We start from the raw sequence: 21,346 nt of genomic DNA on the forward strand, positions 1-21,346 counted from the left end.
AAACGAAGTCAGACGGAATGGAATCGAATCAGCCGGCCAGCGCCAGTTGCGGCGGTGCCGGCGCATCGTCGCGGCACGGCCGCGCGGTGCCCGGCACGGCGGCCAGCAGCGAGCGCGTGTACGGGTGCCGCGGGCTGGCCCACAGCGCATCGGGCGTGCCGCTTTCCACGATGCGTCCGGCCTGCATTACGCACATGCGGTCGGCGATATAGCGCACCACCGACAGGTCGTGCGAGATAGACAGGTAGGTCAGGCCATGCTCGGCCTTCAGGTCCGCCAGCAGGTTCAGGATCTGGGCCTGGATCGACACGTCCAGCGCCGAGACTGGCTCGTCGCAGATCACCAGCTCGGGGCGCAGCACCAGTGCGCGCGCAATCGCGATGCGCTGGCGCTGGCCGCCGGAAAACTCATGCGGATAGCGCCCGCCGGCGGCGCGGCCAAGGCCCACGTCGTCGAGGATGGCGGCAATGCGGCGCGCGCGTTCGGGGCGCTCGCGCACGCCGTGGATGGCCAGCGCGTGGCCGAGGATCTCTTCCACGCGCTGGCGCGGATTGAGCGAGCCGTATGGGTCCTGGAAGATCAGCTGCACGCGCCGCCGCCACGGCAGCAGGGCGGGCGGCGCCAGCGCCAGCAGGTCCTGGCCGGCGAACAGCACGCGGCCGGCATCGGCCTGCGCCAGGCGCACGATGGCGCGCGACAGGCTGGACTTGCCGCAGCCCGATTCGCCCACCAGGCCCACCGTTTCGCCGGCGGCGATGTCGAGCGACAGGCCGTCCACCGCGCGCACGCGCTGGTGATCGTCGCCGGGGTAGCTTAGCGTCAGGTCTTGCACGCTGAGCAGTGGCATGGCGGCCGCCGCAGCGCGCGATTCGATGCGCCGTGGCGCGGCGGGCGGCGTCACCAGCCGGAAATCGCCGTCGCTCCCGGCGCGGATCTCCGCCAGCCTGTCGCGGCTATAGTGCAGCCCGCCGGCGACGTGCAGCGAGGCGCCCAGCAGGCCGCGCGTGTAGGCATGAGCCGGCGCGGCGAACAAGGTTCCGGTGGCGCCTTCCTCCAGCTTGCGCCCGCCGTGCATCACCGCCACGCGGTCGGCGTAGTCCGCCACCACGCCGAGGTCGTGCGTGATGAGCAGCACCGCCATGCCCAGCGTGTGGCGCAGGCTGTCGATCAGGGCCAGGATCTGCGCCTGGATGGTRACGTCGAGCGCSGTGGTSGGCTCGTCGGCGATCAGCAGGCGCGGGCCGCAGGCCACCGCCATGGCAATCATCACGCGCTGGCGCTGGCCGCCGGAGAATTCGTGCGGATAGGCGTCGAAGCGCCGCGCGGGTTCGGGCAGGCGCACCAGTTCAAGCAGCTCGATGGCGCGCGAACGCGCGGCACGGCGCGACAGCGGCTGGTGCAGGGTGATGGCCTCGGCTACCTGCTGGCCCACGCTGAGCACCGGGTTCAGCGAGGTCATCGGTTCCTGGAAGATCATCGACACGCTGCGCCCGCGCTCGGCGCTCAGCGCGCGCTCGCCCAGGCCGATCAGTTCGCGGCCGTCCAGGCGCACGCTGCCGGTGCTGCGCGCATAGGCGGGCAGCAGGCCCATCAGCGCCAGCGCGGCGCTCGACTTGCCGCAGCCGGACTCGCCCACCAGCGCCAGCATCTCGCCGGCGGCGAGCTGCAGGTCGAGTCCCTGCACGGCGTGCTTGCCGGGAAAGTGCACATCGAGCCCGCGCACGGCGAGCAGCGGCGCGGCTATGCTGGCGGCCGGGGTGGCATCGGATCGGGGAGTCTGGGCAGGAAAAACCATGCGTGCATTGCAGCATGGCACCCCGCGGTCTTCCCACGAATATTTGCGTAGATGCTTACTCGGATATGCGTTTGTGGCTGCCGGCGCGCTGTGCTAGCGCGGCGCGGCGCAGGGCGCGCAACCCCCATGGCGCCTGGGCTGGCGGGACGGGCGTTGCTTGCGTGGCGGCGCTCGCGCACCTGGGCGGCGCGGCGGCGCCTGCTGGCGGGCATGCAGTTTGCGCGCGCCATGTTGGCAGGCGGGCAGCGCGTGCCCGCCCCCGGCCAGCCTAGGCGGCTTGCGGCGCCGGGAACACCGGCTCGCCCAGGTTCAGCATCAGGCGGTTGGCCCACGCGAAGATGGCGATCGAGTGGATCAGGTCCAGGATCTCGGCGTCGCTTACGCCCACTTCGCGCAACGCGCGCAGGCTGTCGGCACTGACTTCGTCGGGCTGCTCGGTCAGTTCGATGGAGAACTTCGCGATGGCCTGCTCGCGCGCGGTGGTGCCGGCGCCGCGCGGGTCTTCGAACACCTGGGCGATCACGTCGTTGCGCTTGGCCAGTTGCTCGAAGCGCTGGGCATGGACCGAGGCACAGTACACGCAGCCGTTGACGCGCGACACCACCGTGCTGGCCAGCTCGCGCTCGGCGCGCGCCATGCCGCCGGGGGCGTACATGATGGCGTTGAAGGCGGTGGAGCGCTGGCGCAGGATCTCGGGCTGGTGCACCAGGAACAGGTAGTAGTCGGATACCTTGGCCTTGGGGTGGCTTTCCTCCAGCACCGCGATCTGTGCGGGCGTGGCCTGGTCCAGCCGGGCCACATCCAGCCATGCCTTCCAGTCGAGCACTTCGTTGGTGAAGCCGTGGGCCTTGATGGGTGCGTTGGCGGGCAAGTTGGCGGACAAGTTGGCGGGCGCGCTCATGCTGCGTTCTCCTCGGCTTGCAGGGTCTTGAGGGCCTTCAGGCCGGCCACCAGCCGCACCTGGTAGGACAGGAATGCGATCAGCTGCGCCAGCGTCACCACGTCCGGCGTGGACAGGCCCGCCGCGGGCAGCGTCCTGAGCGCGGCTTCGTCGCCGGCCACCGGGTTCTCGATCAAGGTGCGGGTGAAGGCCAGCATGGCGCGCAGGCGCGCGTCGGCCAGCGTGGCTGGATCACCATGTCCGGCGGCTTCGATCAGTGCGGCGTCGGCGCCGGCTGCCTCCAGGCGCTGGCGGTAGTGCGCGGCCAGTTCCGGCGAGGGCGTGAGGCGTGCCGCATAGAGCGCGACCAGCAGGCGCTCGGCCAGCGGGAGGCCGGGCAGGGCGGGATCGAACAGGGCATCGTAGCTGCCCTGGGTGGCGGCTGCTACCTTGTCGCGCTGGTGGCGCAGCGCATGCGTGGCGGAGCCGGCCGCGATGCCGGCCACGCGGTCGACCACGTCGGGATTGGGGTTGGCTTGGGTCATGACCTTGTCTTCGTCTCGGTTCGGTTGACGGTTTCGTTCTGGCTCGGGAATCGGTTGGTCCGGATGGCGGGATCAGCGCGCTGGCGGCGGGTCGGCGGCCACCCATTCGTCGCCGAAGACCTCGGGCTCGGCAAACGCCTCCAGATTGGCGTAGTGCGTCTCGACGTCTTCCTGGTAGAGCAGCGCGGCAATGCCCTGGCCGAGCCGCCTGGCGCCATCGCTGATGGCCGGGATGTCGCCCGACACGGTGCCGTGCGTCAGTGCCGCGGGGTAGTTGAAGCAGTGGATGCGCGACAGCCCCGGGCAGGCGCCCGGCGTCGTCTCCAGGAATTCGAAGGCGGGGCCGAGGTCCGGCGAGTCCGACAGTTCCTGGTCTTCCTGCCCCGCGCGCGGCGCGTAGCGGTCGCGCCAGTAGCGGATATGCGGGGCGAAGGCGGCGAACTCGTCGCGGCTCTCGAGCGCGATGCGAAAGCCCGTGGAGAACACCAGGAAGTCCAGCTCGAACACGCCCCTGGACGTATGGACGCGCAAGGTGTCGCCGGCCTGCTCGATGCGCCCGATCGCGCAGCCGAGGTTGAAGCGCGCGTTCGCGTGGCGCGACACCCGCTGGGTGCTGCCGCGCGGCGGCGGTACCTGCTGCACGTTGATGTAATGGCGGATGCGCCATTTCCATTCGTCGGGCAGCCCCGGATAGCCATGCGTCATGCCTGCGTTGCCGGCGCCTTTGCCTTTGTTCACGCGGGGGATGTCGGCGCGGCGGATCAGCAGGTCCACGCTGGCCGCGCCCGCTTCCAGCGCGGTGGCGGCGCTGTCCATGGCGGATGCGCCGGCGCCTATCACGCCCACGCGCTTGCCGCGCAGCGTGCCGTAGTCGAATTCGTCGCTGGAATGCGCCCAGCTCGCGCGCGGCAGCGCTTGCGCGAAGGGTGGCACATAGGCGCCGCCGAGGCCGTCGCGGCCGGTGGCCAGCACCACGCGGCGCGCCAGCACGGTCTGCATGCCGTCAGGGGTGCGCATTTCCAGCGCCACCAGCCCGTCGGCGCGCGGCAGCACGCGCGCCACGGTGTGCGCGTTGCGGATATCGAGTTCGAGCACGCGGCGGTACCAGCGCAGGTAGTCCATCCATTGCAGGCGCGGGATCTTGTCCAGCGCCTCCCAGGCCGGCGTGCCGAACTGCGCTTCGAACCAGGCGCGGAAGGTCAGCGCGGGCAGGCCGAGCGCGGGGCCGGTGAGCTGCTTGGGCGAGCGCAGCGTCTCCATGCGCGCGGTGGTGGCCCACGGGCCTTCGAAGCCTTCGGGCGAGCGGTCGAAGATGCGCACCGCGATGCCGAGGTGCTTGAGCGTGGCGGCCGCGGCCATGCCTGCCATGCCGCCGCCGACCACCGCCACGTCGAGCACCGGCTGGCCCTGATGCGTGCGCGCGGGAACCCACGCTTTGGCGGGCAGCTCAAGCCAGGCCAGGTCCTGACGTAGGCGTGCTTCCAGTGCGGCCAGGCCTTGGGCGGCGCCGGCGGCGGCCGGCCGGGCCGGGGTGATGTCGGCAGTCAGGGTCATGATTCGTTCGTTTCCGTATCTTGGGAGGCGTGCGCGTCGTCGGCGGGGCCATAGAGCGCTTGCAGCAGCGCGCTATGCTCTTCGGGGCCGCGCTGCGTGAAGTCGGGAAGCAGCGCGCGGGCTGCATCGGCCAGGGCGTCGATCAGCGCCAGCACCGCCGCGCTGGCCGGGCGGCCCTGGGGCGTGATCACGCCGAAGTAAAAGGGAATGTCGGTATCGATCGGGCGCACCACGATGTCGGCCAGCGGCACGCCGCGCGCGGTAACCGGCTCCAGCACGGCAATGCCCAGGCCGGCACGCACCGAGGTCAGCGCATTGAAGGACGAATTGGTATTGATCAGTGCGGCCGGTGTCACCCCGGCGCGGGCAAAGCCTTCGTCCACGCGGCGGCGCAGCCGGTAAGGGTTGTGCATGGTGATGATGCGCCGGCCGCTGCAGGCCGACAGTGGAATCGCAGCCAGCGCGGCGAGCGGATCGTCGGCGCGCACCGCGGCCACGCAGGCGGCCTGTCCGATCCAGTGCACGGTCACGCCGCGATGCTCCAGCGGCAGGCTGGTGACGCCGATCTCGGCGGCGCCGGTCAGCACCGCATGCACGACCTTCTCGGGGAACAGGCTATCGATATGGATCTGGCTGGACTGGCCCGCTACGCCATGCGCGCCATACGTACCGTGCGCGGGATGGCCGGCCTGGTTTGCGGCCTGGCCCATGGCCTGGCCCACGGCGTGATCCGGCAGGCGCCCGGCGAGCGCCAGCGGCAGCAGCCCGGCCGCCAGCGCCGGCGTGGCGGCGATATGCAGCGGCCGGTTCGCGTCGCGGGCGATCTCGTCGGCCCGGGCACGGATCTGCTTCAGGCCCACCAGCGCATGTTCCACGTCCTCGTACAGCAGGAAACCACGCTCGGTCGGCGTCACGCGCGGCCCGCTGCGCACGAACAGCGCAAAGCCGATCTCGGCCTCCAGTTCCTGGATCAGCCGCGTGATGACAGGCTGCGAGCGGCCCAGCAGGCGGCCAGCAGCCGTGATGCTGCCGCTGGTGATGACTGCCGCGAAGGCTTCCAGCTGCCGGATTTCCATGGTTTGGCACGATGTATGTGGTTTTAGCATTCTCCATCGTTAAGTATTCTGATTGCAAATACTATTTTTGCATTCCTTCGTGCTACGACAGATGGCCGAGGCGCCGCATGGGGCGAGCACGTATCATGCGATCAACCGACGTCGCCATCCGCATGCCGCCGCTCATGGAAAGCCTGCCTTCGACACCGCAACCTTGTTTCGCCCGCCGGTATCCATTGCGGCCCCGGCTGGCGCTGGCCTTGTGCTGGGCGCTGGCGTGGCTGGCATTGTTGGCGCCGGTGCGCGCCGATACGCTGCGGGTTGGCTCCAAGCGCTTCACCGAGTCCTATATCCTCGGCGAGATCCTCAGCCAGACCGCGGCCGCCCACGCCAGCACGGAGAACACGCCTGGCCTGGGCAACACGGCGATCGTGTTCGAGGCGCTCAAGAGCGGCAGCATCGACCTCTACCCGGACTACACCGGCACCATCGCCAGCGAAATCCTCAGGCTGCCGGCCGGCGCCAGCCTCGAGCAGATCAACCAGGGTCTGGCGCCGCTCGGCTTGGCGGCGGGCATCGCGTTCGGCTTCGAGAATACCTACGCGGTGGCCATGGCAGGCGCGAAGGCGGGCCGGCTCGGGCTGGCGACGCTGGATGACCTGGCCGCGCATCCCGATCTCCGCCTGGGGTTGTCGCACGAGTTCCTGGGCCGCGCGGACGGCTGGCCCGGCCTGGCCCGGCGCTACGGCCTGCGGCAGCGGCCGCTCGGGCTGGACCACGGCGTGGCCTACGAGGCGCTGGCCAGCGGACAGGTCGACGCGATCGACATTTATTCCACCGACGCCAAGATCCGCAAGTACGGGCTGCGCGTGCTGGCCGACGATCGTCACTATTTCCCGCGCTATGACGCCGTGGTGCTCTACCGGCGCGACGTGCCGCAACGATTTCCCGGTGCCTGGCAGGCGCTCGAAGGGCTGGCCGGCAAGATCAGCACGGCGGACATGATCGCCATGAACGCGGCCGCCGAACTGGACGGAAACTCGTTCGTCACCGTGGCGCGCAATTTCCTGGCGCGCGGCATCGGCGGCGTGGAGGCGGGCGAGACGGCGGCGGGCGCGCGCGCCGGGCTCGCCGGCACACTGTTCAGCCGCGACACGCTGAACCTGACATGGCGCCATCTGGGGCTGGTGCTCGGCGCGGTGGGCGCGGCCACCTTGCTGGGCGTGCCGCTGGGCATCGTGGCGGCGCGCCGGCCGCGGCCGGGGCAGGCGGTGCTGGCGCTGGTCAGCGTGCTGCAGACGGTGCCGTCGCTGGCCTTGCTGGCGATGCTGATCCCGCTGATGGGGCGCATCGGCGTATGGCCTGCGCTGGTGGCGCTGTTCCTCTATGCGCTGCTGCCCATCGTGCGCAATACGCTGACCGGCCTGCGCCAGGTGCCCGCCGGCATGCGCGACGCGGCGCGCGCGCTGGGCTTGCGGCCCGGCCAGGTGCTGCGCTATGTAGAGCTGCCGCTGTCGATGCCGGTGCTGCTGGCCGGCGTCAAGACCGCCACCATCATCAGCGTGGGCACGGCCACCATTGCGGCCTTTGTCGGCGCCGGCGGCTACGGCGAGCGCATCGTCACGGGGCTGGCGCTGAACGACGACAGGCTGCTGATGGCCGGTGCGATCCCGGCCGCCGTGCTGGCGCTGGTGGTGCAGGGCGGCTTCGAGCTGGCGGAGTGGTACCTGGGCCGGCACGGACGCACCGGCAGCAGGCACTGAGCAGCGCTATCGCTGAAGCTGAAGCTGGGCCTTGGCCAGCGCGCCGAGCGTCGCCACCGCGTTCTCCACCGCATCGCTCCAGAGATGGCCGTAGTTCAGCCGGATGCAGTTCCGGTAGCCCTGCCGCGCCGAGAAGATCGGCCCCGGCGCGATGCCGATGCCGTGCTCCAGCGCCGCGCGGTGCAGGGCGAGTGCGTCGAAGCCCTCGGGAAACTCGACCCAGAGGAAGTAGCCGCCGTCCGGCTGCGAGACCCGCACCGATTCCGGAAAGTGCCGGCCGATCGCCGCGATCAGCTGGCCTTGCTGTATTTCCAGCACATGGCGCAGGCGCCGCAGGTGCTTGTCGTAGCCGCCGTTCTGCAGGTATTCCGCCAGCGCCACCTGGGTCGGCACGCCGGCCGACAGCGTGGTCATCAGGCGCAGCCGCTGGATGATATCGCCGTAGCGTCCCGGCGCCACCCAGCCCACGCGGAAACCCGGCGCCAGCGTCTTGGAGAAGGAGCTGCAATGCATCACCAGGCCTTCCTGGTCGAAGGCCTTGGCGGGCAGCGGACAGCGGTTGCCGAAGTACAGCTCGCCATACACATCGTCCTCGATCAGCGGCACGCGGTGGCGTGCCAGCAGCGTCACCAGCGCCTGCTTGCGTGCTTCGGACATGCTGGCCCCAAGCGGGTTCTGGAACTGTGTCATGAACCAGCAGGCCTTGATGGGGTGGCGCTCGAGGGCATTTTCCAGCGCCTCGAGATCGATGCCTTCGCTCGGGTCCACGGGGATCTCCACCGCGCGCAGGCGCAGGCGCTCCAGCGCCTGCAGCGAGGCGTAGAAGCCTGGCGATTCGATGGCCACCACGTCGCCGGGCTGGGTCACCGCCATGAGGCACAGGTTGAGCGCCTCCAGCGCACCGCTGGTGACGATAATCTCCTCGGTCGGCTGGGGCGCGCCCGCGCCGAGGTAGCGCAGCCCGATCTGCTGGCGCAGCGCCAGATGCCCGGCCGGCATGTCGTTGACCGAATACCACGGATCGAGCTCACGGCCGGCGCGCGCCAGCGACTTGCCCAGCCGCTCCCACGGAAACAGCTCGGGCGACGGGAAGGCCGAGCCAAGCTGGATCAGTTGCGGATCGCGGGCGGCGTCCAGCACGGAGAACACCAGCTTGGAGATATCCACGTCGGTGGAGACCTGGTGCGTGCGCCGCACCGCGGTCTGCGGCAACGGCAGCGTGCGTCCGACCGGGCCGGTCACGTAGTAGCCCGAGCGCTCGCGCGCCCGTACCAGCCCACGCTCTTCCAGCCGGTAATAGGCCTGGAAGGCGGTGGCCGGACTCACGGCGTACTGCGCCACCGTCTTGCGGATCGACGGCATCTTGGTGCCGGGCGGCAAATTGCCGTTGCGGATGTCCCTGGCCAGCGTCTCCGCCAGTTCTTCGTAGCGCTTCATGGGTTGGGCAACAGCCGGGTGGTCCGGCGGGCTGTCAAAACTGATACGCAAAATTATCGCAGATCTGATGCTGTTATTGCTTGCCGGCAACAGCCATAATCCGTTCCAACCCGTAAAGGATTTGCACCCGGATCTCCCCTCGGCGGCCGGACGTACAAGGAAGGAAAAGCAAAATGAACCCCTTGAGATTGGTGACCACCGTGTTGTGGGGATTCCTCGGCCTGCGCCGTGGCGAGGAGCATATGCGCGACTTGCAGGCGGTGCGGCCGGTGCCGCTGATCCTGACCGGCGTGGTGCTGGCGGCCGGGCTGGTGCTGCTGTTGCTCACGCTGGCGCACTGGGCGGTGACGCACGGCTGAGCGCGTGGGTTTCGTGCCCGGTCGCGCGGCCAGCGCACAGACTTGCCCGCCGCGTGCGGGCTGTGCTGCGTTGGCCTGCCGGCAAGCGCGCCGTGTGCAATGGTGCGGACAACGATACATGACGACATGAGCCTCATCCCCGGGCGGCCCGCCGCTGCCAACGGTTACATCAGCGACATCAGCTTGCTGGCCGGCGGCCTGCGCAAGAACGTTCGCCGTGCCCTCGGCGCCATGCTGCTGCTGGCATCGTGCGCGGGCCTGGCGCCGCTCGCCGCCGCCCAGCCGGCGGACACCGCGAAGATCGAGCGCGGCCGCTACCTGGCCAAGGTCGCCAACTGCGCGGCGTGCCACACCAGCCCCGGCGGTGCGCCGTTTGCCGGCGGGCTGCCGCTGCGCACCGGGGTGGGCACCGTCTACTCCACCAACATCACGCCCGAGCCCGATACCGGCATCGGCGCCTATAGCCTGCAGGAATTCGATCGCGCACTGCGCCAGGGCGTGGCGAAACATGGCAAGCGGCTTTACCCGGCCATGCCTTATCCGTCCTACGCCAGGCTCGATGAGCCCGACGTGCAGGCGCTCTATGCCTACCTGCGCGCCGAGGTGAAGCCGGTGCGCAGCGAAACCGCCGAGCCCGATATGCGCTGGCCATTCAATATGCGCTGGCTGCTGCGTATCTGGAACTGGCTGTTCCTGGAGAGCGGGCCGGTGCACACCGGCACCGGCCAGAGCGCCGACTGGCAGCGCGGCGCCTACCTGGTCCAGGCCGTGGCCCACTGCGGTGCCTGCCACACGCCGCGCGGCACGCTGATGGCTGAACGCGGGCTCGACGAGCGCAGCCGGCATTTCCTGGCCGGCGCCAGCGTGGACGGCTGGGCCTCGACCAGCCTGCGCGGCGATCCGCGCACCGGGCTGGGCGGCTGGTCGCGCGAGGAAATCGCCGAGTACCTGCATACCGGGCGCAACGCGCACGCCACCTCGTTCGGGCCAATGTCCGAGGTGATCGCGTCGTCGACGCAGTTCATGAGCCGGCCCGATCTCGACGCGGTGGCGACCTACCTCAAGTCCATCCCCGGCGCGCGCGACGAAGCGCCATACCGCTACGATGCCGGCACTGCCGACCGCCTCGCCCAGGGCCGCTTCGATACCGCGGGAGCGCGCCAGTACGCGGAGTTCTGCATGCCCTGTCACGGTGCGGGCGGCAAGGGCTTCGCGCGGGTGTTCCCGCCGCTGGCGGGCAATCCCACCGTGATGGACCCGGACCCGTCGGCGCTGGCCAGCCTGCTGCTCGACGGCGCCGTCACGGCCCAGGTGGGCACGGCCGCCACCGACTACCACATGCCCGGCTACGGCTGGACGCTGGACAACCAGGAACTGGCCAACGTCCTGACCTTCATCCGCGGCGGCTGGGGCAACAACGCCAGCCCGGTCAGCGAGGCAACGGTGGCCGCGCGGCGCGCCGAACTCGGCCGCCACAAGGAAGCGATGAGCGGGCGCTGAGCCCGCGCCACGCCCGGGCACGCGAAGAGCAAAAGACCGGCATGACCCCGACCCCGACATGACCCCGACCCCGACATGACCATTACGCGCAGGGATTTCCTCAACGGCGCCGCGCTGACCATCGCCGCTGGCCTGGCGCCCGCCCAGTTGCTGCAGGCCGCCGAGCGCGGCGCGGTCTATCCGCCGGCACTCACGGGGCTGCGCGGCAACCATGCCGGCACCTATACGCTGGCGCACAGCCTGGCGCGCGAGGGCGCCAAATACCCCGGCGTGCTCGCGCGCGAAGTGTTCGACCTGGTGGTGGTGGGCGGCGGGCTCAGCGGGCTGGCGGCCGCGTGGTTCTACCAGCGCCGCTTCGGCGCCGGCAAGCGCATACTGATCCTCGACAACCACGACGATTTCGGCGGCCATGCCAAGCGCAACGAGTTCACCGTGCGTGGGCGGAAGCTGGTTACCTATGGCGGCAGCGCCGAGATGCCCTCGACCGCGCTGGATAGCCGCGCCGTTGCCACGCTGCTGGCTGGCCTTGGCGTCGAGACGAAGCGCCCGCCGCCGGTGGCGCGCGATCCCTACCGTGACCTCGGCATGGGCCGTGCGGTGTTCTTCGACGCCGAGCATTTTGGCCGCGAGCAACTGGTGGCCGGGGATCCCTTCGCCGAGCTCATCGACGCGCGCAACGCGGGGCGCGCGCAGCCGCCCTCCGCAGATGCGCTCAAGACCTTCCTCGACAAGGCGCCGCTGCCGCCGCAGGAGCGCGCCGCGCTGGCGCGCCTGGCCGATGGCGGCACGGATTTCCTGCCCGGCATGAGCGATGCCGAGCGGCTGGCCTATCTCAAGCGCACCCCGTACGCCGTCTTCCTGCGCGACAAGGCGGGCCTCGGCCTGGATGGCCAGCGCTTTTTCCGCAGCCGCAGCAACGACGCCTACGCGCTCGACGCGGACGGCATCTCCGTGTTCGACGCGCTCGGCATCGGCCTGCCGGGCGGCAAGAACATGCCGCCGGCCAGCCTCGATCCGCGTCTGGGCAAATCGGCCGCCTCCACGTTGTGGTTCCCTGATGGCAACGCCTCGCTGGCACGCCTGCTGGTGCAGAGCCTGGTCCCTGGCGTCGCCAGGGGGGCGGGCCCCGAGGCCATCGGCACGGCGGCCTTCGACTACAGCCGGCTCGACACCGACGACGCCACGGTCCGGGTGCGCCTGAACAGCACCGCCATCGCCATCGAACCTGACCAGCGCATCACGCGCGTCACCTACGGCTGGAACGGCAACCTCCACCGCGTGGAAGCCGCGCACGTGGTGCTGGCCGGCTACAACATGATGATCCCGTTCATCATGCCCAGCCTGCCCGAAGCCCAGAAGCAGGCCCTGCGCTCGGATGTGAAGGCACCCGTGGTCTACAGCAAGGTGGCGCTCGACAACTGGCAGGCCTTTGCCGCGCTCAAGGCGCGCCGGATCCATGCGCCCGCCATGGCCTACACCGACCTGTGGCTGGAAACCCCGGCCGGCGCGCGCCCGTCCGACCCCGTGGTGCTGCATATGCTCTACGTGCCCACCGTGCCCGACAGCGGCATGCAGGCCCGTGATCGCTTCCGCGCCGGGCGCGCCTTCCTCCTCGGCACGCCGTTCGACGCGCTCGAAGCCGGCATCCGCGGCCAGCTCGACCGCATGCTGGCGGGAGGCGGATTCCGGTCCGGCGACGTTATCCGCGGCATCACCGTCAACCGCTGGGCGCACGGCTACAGCTACATGCCCAACAGCCTATACGAAGACCAGGCCGCCGCGCAGGCCACGCTGAACCGCGCGCGCGCCGCCGCGGGCAATGTGGTCATCGCCAATAGCGACAGCGCCGGCAGCCCTTCGATGACGGCGGCAATCGAGCAGGCGTGGCGGGCGGTGGGGGAACTGGGCGGCTGAGGCAGGCCTAGTCCGAAGCATCCGGCGGCGTCGCCGTCCACGCAATGCGGTGGGCTGCCTCCGTCGCGCGGTGGCGCGCATCGTCCTCGGTATGCAGGTAACCGCTGGTGGTGGCGATCGAGGCATGGCCAAGGTTGTCGCGCACGAAGCGCAGGTCTACCTGGCCATCGGTCATATGCGAGCCAGCCGTGTGGCGCAGCCAGTGCGCCGAGGCGCTGGCCAGCAGGTCGGCGCGGCTTTCCCATTCGGGCCCGCGCGTGCGCAGGCGTTGCGCCGCCAGTGCAAACACTTCCTTGAGCACCAGGTGCAGCGCGCCGCGCGATAGCGGGCGCGGTGCGCGCGCCTGCCCGGTCACCGGCAGCACAAGCGGCCGCGCCTCGCCTGGCAGCGGGCTGGGCGGCAGGCCGCAGGCGCGCCGGTAGCGCGCCAGCTCCGCGATCAGCTCATCGGTGGCAGGCACCAGCCGCGTCTTGCCGCCCTTGCCGGTCACTTCCAGCCACCAGCGCTCGACGCCGTGCGCATCGCGCCTGCTGAAGAACGCCCCCATGGTAGTGTCGGCCACCTCGGCCGCGCGCAGGCCCCCCAGGTACAGCACCGTCAGCAGCCAGCGGCAGCGCGCCGCGTGCTGGCGCTCGCGTTCGGTTTGCGCCGGCATGCTTTCGATGGTGTCCTTTACCGCTTGCCACAGTTCGTGGCTCAGGTAGCGCGTGATCCGGGGCTTGGCATGGCCGCGCCGCCGGCGTGCCAGCGAGAGCGGGTTGCCGGCCAGGTAGCCGGCTTCGACCAGCCAGGCAAACAGCGCGTTGATGATCACCAGCGCGTGCCGCACGCTGGCCGGGGAGAGCGCGCCGGCGAAAGGCCGCCAGTCGGGCGCGTCGCGCGCCAGTTTCTTGCGCGACGTCATCACCCAGCGAGCAGCCGGCTGCGGGTCGGCCAGGAAGCGCTCGTACACCAGCAGATCCTCATGCGTCAGCGATGACAGCGGCTTGCCATGCTGCATCACTGCCCATAGCAGCAATCGTTCGGCCTCGCGCCGGTAGCTTTGCAGCGTGGCGGGGGTGCCGCTGTAGCGCGCCAGCCAGGCAGCCACGGCAGCCACGTCATCCTGCGCGGCGATCTGCGGGACGCCGCCACGGGCACGGTTGCTGCCGTCGGCGCCCGATAGCGCGGGAGGCAGGGCGAGTTGTTCCAGCGGCGATGCCGGCAGCGTGGCGAGGGGCAGGGCAGGGACGGAGGCTGGGACAGGCATGAATGGCAATCCATCTGCAGGCGATTCGAGGCGTGATTATAGACAGAAGCTACCTCGCAAATACGCCGTCCTCGCGTTGCGCGTCGAGCGGTCGCCTCGGACTGGCTAGAGAATCACGACTCTATTGCGCCCGTTGTTCTTGGCTCTGTACAACGCGCGATCGGCGGCCGCGAACGTTGTCTGGTGCGCGGAATCCGTGCTGCCTAGTCGGCGCCTCACCGCCGCGCCGACACTGACGGTCACCACGCCGGCCGGGGAGCGGCGGTGGGCAATCGCGAGGCGAGCTACACCGGCGCGCAGCTTTTCCAGTGCCGCCTCCAGGGCCGGCGGTGGCAGGCGGCAGAGCAGAAGCCCAAACTCTTCACCGCCCAGACGCCCTGCAATCATCTGGTGCTCATCAGCGATTGACTGCAGGACCGAAGCCACCCGGCGCAGACACGCGTCGCCAGCCTGATGCCCATAGGTATCGTTGTATTGCTTGAACCAGTCGATATCGACCATCACTGCACCCATCTCATCGCCGTCTGCTGCCTCATCCCACTTTCGGCGAATGCTTTCGAGCATGAAGCGCCGGTTGAACAATTGCGTGCCCGGGTCGGTTGCATTCGCGCTTCGCAGCTTCAGATCGTTCTCGATCATCGCGCGCAGATGGCGAAAGACATCGGCTTGCGCGGCGGTCATGCGGCCGGGTGCCGCATCCATGGCACACAAGGCTCCCACGATCTCGCCGTCAGGTCCCCGCAGCGGGATGGCCGCATAGAACCGTACAAAAGGCGCGTTCCGCACGAGTGCGCAGTGGGCGAAGCGAGGGTCCGCGCCGGCATCTTCGACGACAAAAAGCGCGTCATTCTGTACGGCGTAGTTGCATAGCGACTGCCTGCGAGGTATTGGCAAAACGGACAGGCCGATCTCCGCGCGATAGTGCTGATGCTCGGCGTCCAGCAACAAGATCGCAGCAATCGATGCGCCGGTCACCGCTTTCAAGATACTGGTGGCGTGTCGGAAGCATTCCCGCATCACCTGATCGTCATGAAGCAACCACTCAATGACAGGCGACTCTCCGTTCGTGCTGGAACCTGGAAATTCACAGGACTGCGCACGGCTAGCCGGGTGATCATTGAAGGAGAAAGACAATTTAATTCCACGCGAATCGAATATCCAATGTCAACGGCTTGCCACATGAAAACTTTAATCGGAATGTCATGGTTGGAATCGAAGAGGCCAGTCGGGTACGTTTCCTGCCATTCGTGAATGCCGGGGTCGTCTGATCGGGTTCAGCCATCGCGGGATTGGACATTGACGCGTGGACTGATTCGCGGGGGAGGTGGTCAGGATTTGCCCTGTCGACCCTGCGGTACGGCTTCTGGGTGAAGGCTGAGGCTGGCACGGACGGGACCCACGGCCATCTTGATCGTACGCGGTACCGTGCAACGGACGGTGCGCCGATACCATACTCGCTCCTTGAAGCGCACCCCCCCACTTCGAGGGGTTATCGCATGATGATCTGTTGCCGATAGGGTGAGGAAGCGCAATCACGCCAAAGGCGGATAGCCGACGTCTGCGCTCATCGTGATTCACCCAATATCGCTAAAGCACGCGAACTTGATACAACCAGATTAAATACGCGGTCTCGGTGGGGGCTGCCTGTGACCCAAGGTTTTGGCATAAGCGCCGTAAGGCAATCATTTATCGGTATTTCATCGCGATGTTCCGCGTACTACAGGCAGGCTGGCCCAGCTGCGCACTCCTCGATCTGCGACGTCACAACAAATGAGAGCAGCCCTGTCCCGTGCAGACCACGCGGATGAGGATCATCTCAAATATCTTGCCAGCCCAACACAAGCAGATGCAGACGCGGCCCACCTATACCAACGCAGGCAATTTCACGATTCGGTTCCCGTTCCCCAAGCCTTACGGCGAAGGCTTGTGCTATTACGTGCTCGCGCCGGCCACTTCTGCGTCTTTCGGATTCGCCCACCAGCGTAACCCACATGTCACGCGGCTCGAGTCGGCCCTCGCCGTCCTCCCGGAAACCGATGTCGAGTTTTTCCGCGAGCTCGTCAAGGCGTTTCTACGCTATGGCAAGCTGGCCGCCATCTTCCGGCTATTCATCGCATATCGGGACGGCGCCCCACAGGTAGATTCCTCTTCCATCCGCTACTTTGATGTCGACGATCCCGACTCTGGCGCCAAGGAGTTGGTCCTCAACCTTGATTGGACAGGTTTCAACCGCCGTCTTGTCGCCCAACGCTGATTTCCATTGGGATGCCGGGCCGCGGTTGCCGATGGGCGCGCAACATCAGGCGGCGCCATCGGGGGGCGCGGACACGCCGGTGCGATCCATGCCGGCCAGCGTGAATGAAGCGCCCTTGCTGTCTGCGCCGTCGGTGTAGGGCGAACGCGATTCGAGCGCGCCGCGGGCACCGTCGGTGTAGACGCTGCGCGGTTCCTGTACGCCGCGTGCGCCATCGGTGTACACATTGCGCGCTTCGTTCACGGTGCTGGCGCTGGCAGTCTGCACGTGCAGTGCAGTGACGGCGCTCGCTGCGAGGATCAGGGCTTGCAGGACGGTGGCGACGGAACGGCTTTGCATGATGGATCTCTCTCTATAAGTCGGTTGGAAAACACTTGAGATGGTCCATGTCGTCGTTGCCGGCAATCCGGAGACCGATGTCGGTGAACCATGGAAGCCATGGTAGGAGAGGGGCACGGGCGGCGGAGGATACAGTGCCCCGCCGACTCCGACATCACAGTTCCGGGCCCGGCGATGCCTATGCGCCAAGTGCGCGGGGAACACCCAGGCTTCGCCAGTTCTTCTAACGGCGCTCGTCGCATCGCCATCAACTGTTCCAATCGGCGTTGAGCGAGGTCAGCGCCAGGGTCGCAGCCCTGGCTAGGTAAATGCGGCGGCAACTGGCTGGTGTGCTCCGCCAATGCCTCTTGGCGTAATGCTGCGTGGCAAACGGCTGCCCGGAGCCTGTCTTACGTGTATTGCGAAGGCCATGCAGGAACTGGTGCTCGCTTCAATGAACGTAGCTCATCGGCCACGAAGACTCGCGCCATGGTGATCCATGGGAAACGAAGCGCGGTACCCGGGCGGTAGAACGAAATCATCGGGTAGTGGCCGTCAAGGATGCACTTGAAGTGGCGAACACCCTTTTGCGGATGGGTTGCCGTGTAGCAGGCACCGTGGGTTAATTCAAACTCGACGGGGCCCTGGTGGAACGTCATGGTGCGACCACAGGCAACGTCCGTCGCAGTACCGGTTTCTTCGCCCTCTGCCGAAGCCAGCTTGATCACAAACCAATCATCGAACGCTAGCGTTGTCTTCCCATCAGCCACTTCCATCAGCCATTGTTCGGAGCGCGGAAACGGCGGCAAAATTGTATCTAAGTCAATTGCCTGGCGTTTTATCTTCATTCTGCACTTTCTTTCAGGCCCGTTTAAATGTCATGAACAGGACGGACCTGAAACTGACAGCGAGCTATTGTGATTTCCATGGGGGATCGTCTCCGGATACTTGCCTGGGCGCCGCACATCGCGAGGATTCCGGTTGGCGCCGTCCGAGATCATCCGTGGGACGACTACCCGGGCGACAACTATCGCGCCAGGGCAGCGGGCGCCGTCGCACTGGTGATCGAGTCAATCCGGACAGTGCGAGAAGAGCGCAGAGCCACTACCGACATTGGCGGATACCTGTCCGGAACCCTGTGGCGAGATGACGGGGGAAATACGTGCAGGTCCTTTGCAAGGCCTCACACAGCATGAGTCGTCAATGCAGGAGACGCGCTTAAAGGTTGCTCCTGGGTCGAGGTGCTTGTGGCGTCGGCGGACATCAGAATTCATCACGGAGCAAGCCGATACTGCCGCCGGCGCCCATATGCCAAATCCGATCGATTACGGACTGTACCTTTAGCCCAAGGCAACGCACAGATACAGTTCATGCCGCCGCCAAGGTGGACAGTGCTGGACGACCGTGGAAGACGTTCGCGGTATTGCGATTGCGTTCCATCAGGCTTGCCTCGGCTGGTGGATGGCGCGCGCAACGTCATGGTCGTCCAGGCGACGGACGCCGGCATGAAGCCGCCGGGGTTGATGATGCTGTCATCGCCTCAAGTCCCGGGGGGATGGTATTTCAAGGCGCTGCGGGGGGCGGCGCGGCCCGGCTGATTCGCCACGTCAGGTGCATTTGCGGCCTTCTTGCCGAAGTACGATGCACTAGACTTTAGATGTCGCCCCAGAGGCGAATGGCAGCCTACCTTTCGCTTTTGTCCGCAGCACGGGTACGCTGGCATGACAGGTCCAGCGTTGCCGCTTTGCATCTGGCATTGCATCGCGAGCGCTGCCGTGTATTGAGCAAAGCACTCGAAATTTTCCAGCCGGGGCGTTGCGCCGATGCGCGCGGAGGATCTCGTCATGCGCCCGTCCACATTGTTCCATTGGCTGGCTGGACTACTTTGCCTGGCTGTCTTTGCCGCACAGGGGGCGCAGGGAGTTGACCAGCGACCGCCGGCCGCAAGCGCATCCGTGCCGGCAGCAAGCGCCTCCGCGCCGGCTGCGTCCGCACCTGCCCGCCAGCTCAACCTGGCGGTCAAGCCGTGGCAAGGTGACTTCGACGCCATGCTTGAGCGGCGCATGATTCGCGTCCTCGTTCCCTATAGCCGCACACTCTATTTCAACGACAAAGGTAGCGAACGCGGCCTGACCGCGGAACTGATGCGCGACTTCGAGCGCTACCTGAACAAGACCTACGCTGACCGGCTGGGCAAACGTCCCCTCACCATCTTCATCATTCCGACCACGCGGGATCGCTTGCTGCCCGGCCTGGCGCAGGGGCTTGGCGACATCGCCGCGGGCAACCTGACCGTGACGGACGAGCGGCTCAAGCAAGCGGATTTTTTTGCGCCACGGGACCGCAAGCCGGTTCGCGAACTGGTCGTGACCGGACCGAAGTCGCCTCAGATTGCCACGCTGGAGGACCTTGCCGGCAAGACTGTCCACGTGCGGCGCGCGTCCAGTTACTACGAAAGCCTCACCGCGCTCGACAAACGCCTGCGCGATGCGGGCAAGCCACCCATCAAGCTGACGCTGCTGCCCGACGCGCTTGAGGATGAGGATGTTCTCGAGATGCTCAATGCCGGCCTGCTCCAGATTGCGGTCGTGGATGACTGGAAGGCCGCGATGTGGGCGCAAATCCTGCCGAAGGTGAAAGTGCACAACGACATCGCGGTTCGTTCCGATGCCGTGATCGGCTGGGCTATGCGCAAGAACAGTCCGCAATTGCAGCAGGTCGCCAGCGACTTCTATCTTCAATACGCGAAGAAGCAAGGGGTGGTCGACTATCGGCTGAAACAAGCCATGAAACGGGTCAAGCAGATTGCCAATAACACCGAGGCCGCCGAGCTCAAGCGCTTCCAGCAAGCGCTTGCCCTGTTTGAAAAATACGGCAAGCAATATGACTTCGATCCGTTGATGCTTGCGGCGCAGGGCTTTCAGGAGTCGCAGTTGAACCAGGAAGCGCACAGTCGCGTGGGCGCGATCGGCGTCATGCAGATCATGCCATCCACGGGCAAGAGCCTGAACGTGGGCGACATCAGGACCGTCGAGTCGAATATCCATGCCGGTACGAAGTACATGGACCAACTGATGACGCGGTACTTCCCGGATGCCAGGTTTACCGAGAACAACCGTCCGTTATTTGCCTTCGCCAGCTACAATGCCGGCCCTGGCAATATTGCGAAAATGCGCAAGGCCGCCGAAGAGCGGGGCCTGGACCCGAACAAGTGGTTCAACAATGTCGAGATCGTGGTGGCGGAACAGATCGGGCTGGAAACCACCACCTATGTGCGGAACATATACAAGTACTACGCGGCCTACCGGCTGCTCCTGGAAGCTCAGGAGCAGCGCAGCAAGGCAATGCAAAAGGCTCGCCAATAGTGGCGCCGGGATGCGGCCTGACGCCGCCTTGAACGGTACTGGACCAACGCGGCGAAGCCCAGGGCAATCGCCAGTGCGCGCATCTCATCCACCCAGCGCGATGATGGCCATGGTCAGCGCCACGCCGAGCGCCATCATGCCGAGGCCGGTGCGCAGGGCGCCGAATCGCGCGTAATGCCCGAGGGCCGCGCCGCCGCCGAAGAGCATGACCAGCGTCAGCAAGCGCGAGAGGATCAAGGCCTGCGCGACGTCGTCCAGCAGCACGAACGGCAGGGCAACCGGAAACGTGGAAAGCACGACGATGCAGAAGATGCGCACCGCGCCGAGCAGGTCTTGCGCATCAAGGGCGGGGCGGTTGGGCACCGTTGCGGATGCGACAAGGCGGGACCGGATGGCCTCCAGTTCCGCGTCGGCAACCAGCGTCTTCATCAACTTCGGCAACGTGTTGCGGATGACCTGCACCCCCTGTACGGGATCCGGTGCGTGCCTCACTGCCAGCACGAGTCCGAGGCGCCTGCCGCGGTTGACGAGCGTGCGCACCAGGAACATGACGGCGTCGACCAGTCCCCACGCCAGGTTGCAGCCCAGGGCTGTGCGCAGCATGGTCTGGCCCGCGTCCTGCCCCGCGGTGGTTGTCGATACCGCGCCGACGAAGGTCAGCGCCATGAACAGGCCGAAGCACATTTCCGAGACGCGGTCGACAACGTCCAGGACGGGTTCGCGCGTCTCGGCCTGCTGCCGCGATAAGGACTGGTCGTCGTTCATGGATTCCCGCCTGTAGATTGCGCAATTCATCAGGGTGCGCATTGATGTTCTAAAACAAGCATAGATCGGCAGGGAGGTGACGGAAACCGCGCAGTGCCGGTATCTCGGTATCGCTTTCAGCGGGTAGCGCAGAGGCTTCCATACCTTGGCAGATTGCGGGCTCTTGCGTGCCGCTGCGCGTGATGAATCCGGCACGGATTCATCCGGCCCGAGGCTTATCGCGAGAAGGCTGTCTCCTATACTTAGGAAACGCACTGAGCCGCCGAAGCGGCCGGCCAGCGTCACCGTGACGCAGGAAGGTGCGAGGTTGGCCGCGCCAGCAGCAGGGGACATAGTGAATTCGTCCGGTTCATGGCCACGCCCTGTCGTGCGCGCGATCTGGCGATGAGTCGCCAGGCTTGAACGGGGTATCGCGGACGGTACCCGCTGCTCGCTGAACCTGTCAGGGTCCGATTGCGATCCTGGGCAGTCGATGTCCGATGCAGCAAGATGGCGGGCTCCCGCAGGCGCTTCGAAGTTTGAGGCGCCTTTTCTTTTGCCTTTGTCCGAATCCGCTTCACGCCTCACCCAGGCAGGCAGCCCGGCACGGGAAG

The 21,346-nt window shown here is 67.2% G+C and carries 15 protein-coding genes and 1 pseudogene; 6 read left to right on the forward strand and 10 right to left on the reverse strand.

Going from position 1 to position 21,346, the window contains the following annotated elements; genetic code table 11:
- Window positions 1–28 precede the first annotated feature (28 nt).
- From AB4Z48_RS16130 to AB4Z48_RS16145, 4 genes and pseudogenes are all read right to left on the reverse strand, one after another.
- Window positions 29–1,795, reverse strand: a complete 1,767-nt coding sequence (locus AB4Z48_RS16130) for an ABC transporter ATP-binding protein (RefSeq protein WP_441615620.1) — start codon at window positions 1,793–1,795, stop codon at window positions 29–31.
- A gap of 268 nt (window positions 1,796–2,063) precedes the next feature.
- A pseudogene (locus tag AB4Z48_RS16135) lies at window positions 2,064–3,220 on the reverse strand (CMD domain protein).
- A gap of 72 nt (window positions 3,221–3,292) precedes the next feature.
- Window positions 3,293–4,774: an NAD(P)-binding domain-containing protein gene (locus AB4Z48_RS16140; RefSeq protein WP_441615622.1), complete on the reverse strand. Its 1,482-nt coding sequence runs from the start codon at window positions 4,772–4,774 to the stop codon at window positions 3,293–3,295.
- Complete coding sequence (locus AB4Z48_RS16145; RefSeq protein ID WP_441615624.1) at window positions 4,771–5,850, reverse strand: LysR family transcriptional regulator; 1,080 nt, start codon at window positions 5,848–5,850, stop codon at window positions 4,771–4,773. The genes AB4Z48_RS16140 and AB4Z48_RS16145 overlap by 4 nt, the downstream gene beginning before the upstream one ends.
- Before the next feature lie 164 nt (window positions 5,851–6,014).
- Between AB4Z48_RS16145 and AB4Z48_RS16150 the strand changes: the two genes are divergently transcribed.
- A complete protein-coding gene (locus AB4Z48_RS16150; protein WP_441615740.1) occupies window positions 6,015–7,592 on the forward strand; it encodes an ABC transporter permease/substrate-binding protein in 1,578 nt (525 codons plus the stop codon).
- A 6-nt stretch (window positions 7,593–7,598) separates the two neighbouring features.
- Here AB4Z48_RS16150 and AB4Z48_RS16155 read toward each other — a convergent pair whose 3' ends face one another.
- The gene (locus tag AB4Z48_RS16155; RefSeq protein ID WP_441615626.1) at window positions 7,599–9,029 is read right to left on the reverse strand and encodes an aminotransferase-like domain-containing protein; all 1,431 of its coding nucleotides are present in this window, start codon (window positions 9,027–9,029) and stop codon (window positions 7,599–7,601) included.
- Window positions 9,030–9,202: 173 nt separating this feature from the next.
- On the opposite strand from AB4Z48_RS16155, the gene AB4Z48_RS16160 reads away from it, so the two are divergent.
- The 3 genes from AB4Z48_RS16160 (at window position 9,203) to AB4Z48_RS16170 (ending at window position 12,802) form a co-directional block, all read left to right on the forward strand.
- Complete coding sequence (locus AB4Z48_RS16160; protein ID WP_441615628.1) at window positions 9,203–9,388, forward strand: DUF2970 domain-containing protein; 186 nt, start codon at window positions 9,203–9,205, stop codon at window positions 9,386–9,388.
- Window positions 9,389–9,619: 231 nt separating this feature from the next.
- Window positions 9,620–10,888, forward strand: a complete 1,269-nt coding sequence (locus AB4Z48_RS16165) for a cytochrome c (RefSeq protein ID WP_441615742.1) — start codon at window positions 9,620–9,622, stop codon at window positions 10,886–10,888.
- A 75-nt stretch (window positions 10,889–10,963) separates the two neighbouring features.
- The gene (locus tag AB4Z48_RS16170; protein ID WP_441615629.1) at window positions 10,964–12,802 is read left to right on the forward strand and encodes an NAD(P)-binding protein; all 1,839 of its coding nucleotides are present in this window, start codon (window positions 10,964–10,966) and stop codon (window positions 12,800–12,802) included.
- A 7-nt stretch (window positions 12,803–12,809) separates the two neighbouring features.
- Here AB4Z48_RS16170 and AB4Z48_RS16175 read toward each other — a convergent pair whose 3' ends face one another.
- Together AB4Z48_RS16175 and AB4Z48_RS16180 are read right to left on the reverse strand one after the other, a co-directional pair.
- A complete protein-coding gene (locus AB4Z48_RS16175) occupies window positions 12,810–14,051 on the reverse strand; it encodes a tyrosine-type recombinase/integrase (protein WP_441615631.1) in 1,242 nt (413 codons plus the stop codon).
- 105 nt (window positions 14,052–14,156) lie between these two features.
- Entirely contained in the window at window positions 14,157–15,185 is a 1,029-nt protein-coding gene (locus tag AB4Z48_RS16180; RefSeq protein WP_441615633.1) for a sensor domain-containing diguanylate cyclase, read from the reverse strand.
- 670 nt (window positions 15,186–15,855) lie between these two features.
- On the opposite strand from AB4Z48_RS16180, the gene AB4Z48_RS16185 reads away from it, so the two are divergent.
- Window positions 15,856–16,305 (forward strand): hypothetical protein, encoded by a 450-nt coding sequence (locus tag AB4Z48_RS16185; protein ID WP_441615635.1) that lies wholly within the window; start codon window positions 15,856–15,858, stop codon window positions 16,303–16,305.
- A 45-nt stretch (window positions 16,306–16,350) separates the two neighbouring features.
- Here the strand turns inward: AB4Z48_RS16185 and AB4Z48_RS16190 are convergent, their stop codons facing one another.
- Both AB4Z48_RS16190 and AB4Z48_RS16195 read right to left on the reverse strand, forming a co-directional pair.
- Complete coding sequence (locus tag AB4Z48_RS16190) at window positions 16,351–16,644, reverse strand: hypothetical protein (protein ID WP_441615637.1); 294 nt, start codon at window positions 16,642–16,644, stop codon at window positions 16,351–16,353.
- 389 nt (window positions 16,645–17,033) lie between these two features.
- The gene (locus AB4Z48_RS16195; RefSeq protein ID WP_441615639.1) at window positions 17,034–17,471 is read right to left on the reverse strand and encodes a hypothetical protein; all 438 of its coding nucleotides are present in this window, start codon (window positions 17,469–17,471) and stop codon (window positions 17,034–17,036) included.
- A gap of 996 nt (window positions 17,472–18,467) precedes the next feature.
- Between AB4Z48_RS16195 and AB4Z48_RS16200 the strand changes: the two genes are divergently transcribed.
- Window positions 18,468–19,988 (forward strand): transglycosylase SLT domain-containing protein, encoded by a 1,521-nt coding sequence (locus AB4Z48_RS16200; RefSeq protein ID WP_441615641.1) that lies wholly within the window; start codon window positions 18,468–18,470, stop codon window positions 19,986–19,988.
- An 84-nt stretch (window positions 19,989–20,072) separates the two neighbouring features.
- Here the strand turns inward: AB4Z48_RS16200 and AB4Z48_RS16205 are convergent, their stop codons facing one another.
- Window positions 20,073–20,753: a hypothetical protein gene (locus tag AB4Z48_RS16205; RefSeq protein ID WP_441615744.1), complete on the reverse strand. Its 681-nt coding sequence runs from the start codon at window positions 20,751–20,753 to the stop codon at window positions 20,073–20,075.
- Window positions 20,754–21,346: the final 593 nt, after the last annotated feature.

Source organism: Cupriavidus sp. 2TAF22, assembly GCF_052115045.1.
Taxonomy (GTDB): Bacteria; Pseudomonadota; Gammaproteobacteria; order Burkholderiales; family Burkholderiaceae; genus Cupriavidus.

What these genes read in the sequence shown, in the direction of transcription:
- AB4Z48_RS16205 (WP_441615744.1), bottom strand. Translation starts at nt 20,753, where the DNA reads ATGAACGACGACCAGTCCTTATCGCGGCAGCAGGCCGAGACGCGCGAA.
- AB4Z48_RS16145 (WP_441615624.1), bottom strand. Translation starts at nt 5,850, where the DNA reads ATGGAAATCCGGCAGCTGGAAGCCTTCGCGGCAGTCATCACCAGCGGC.
- AB4Z48_RS16155 (WP_441615626.1), bottom strand. Translation starts at nt 9,029, where the DNA reads ATGAAGCGCTACGAAGAACTGGCGGAGACGCTGGCCAGGGACATCCGC.
- AB4Z48_RS16160 (WP_441615628.1), top strand. Translation starts at nt 9,203, where the DNA reads ATGAACCCCTTGAGATTGGTGACCACCGTGTTGTGGGGATTCCTCGGC.
- AB4Z48_RS16170 (WP_441615629.1), top strand. Translation starts at nt 10,964, where the DNA reads ATGACCATTACGCGCAGGGATTTCCTCAACGGCGCCGCGCTGACCATC.
- AB4Z48_RS16195 (WP_441615639.1), bottom strand. Translation starts at nt 17,471, where the DNA reads ATGAAGATAAAACGCCAGGCAATTGACTTAGATACAATTTTGCCGCCG.
- AB4Z48_RS16175 (WP_441615631.1), bottom strand. Translation starts at nt 14,051, where the DNA reads ATGCCTGTCCCAGCCTCCGTCCCTGCCCTGCCCCTCGCCACGCTGCCG.
- AB4Z48_RS16150 (WP_441615740.1), top strand. Translation starts at nt 6,015, where the DNA reads ATGGAAAGCCTGCCTTCGACACCGCAACCTTGTTTCGCCCGCCGGTAT.
- AB4Z48_RS16185 (WP_441615635.1), top strand. Translation starts at nt 15,856, where the DNA reads ATGAGGATCATCTCAAATATCTTGCCAGCCCAACACAAGCAGATGCAG.
- AB4Z48_RS16165 (WP_441615742.1), top strand. Translation starts at nt 9,620, where the DNA reads ATGCTGCTGCTGGCATCGTGCGCGGGCCTGGCGCCGCTCGCCGCCGCC.
- AB4Z48_RS16200 (WP_441615641.1), top strand. Translation starts at nt 18,468, where the DNA reads ATGCGCCCGTCCACATTGTTCCATTGGCTGGCTGGACTACTTTGCCTG.
- AB4Z48_RS16190 (WP_441615637.1), bottom strand. Translation starts at nt 16,644, where the DNA reads ATGCAAAGCCGTTCCGTCGCCACCGTCCTGCAAGCCCTGATCCTCGCA.
- AB4Z48_RS16140 (WP_441615622.1), bottom strand. Translation starts at nt 4,774, where the DNA reads ATGACCCTGACTGCCGACATCACCCCGGCCCGGCCGGCCGCCGCCGGC.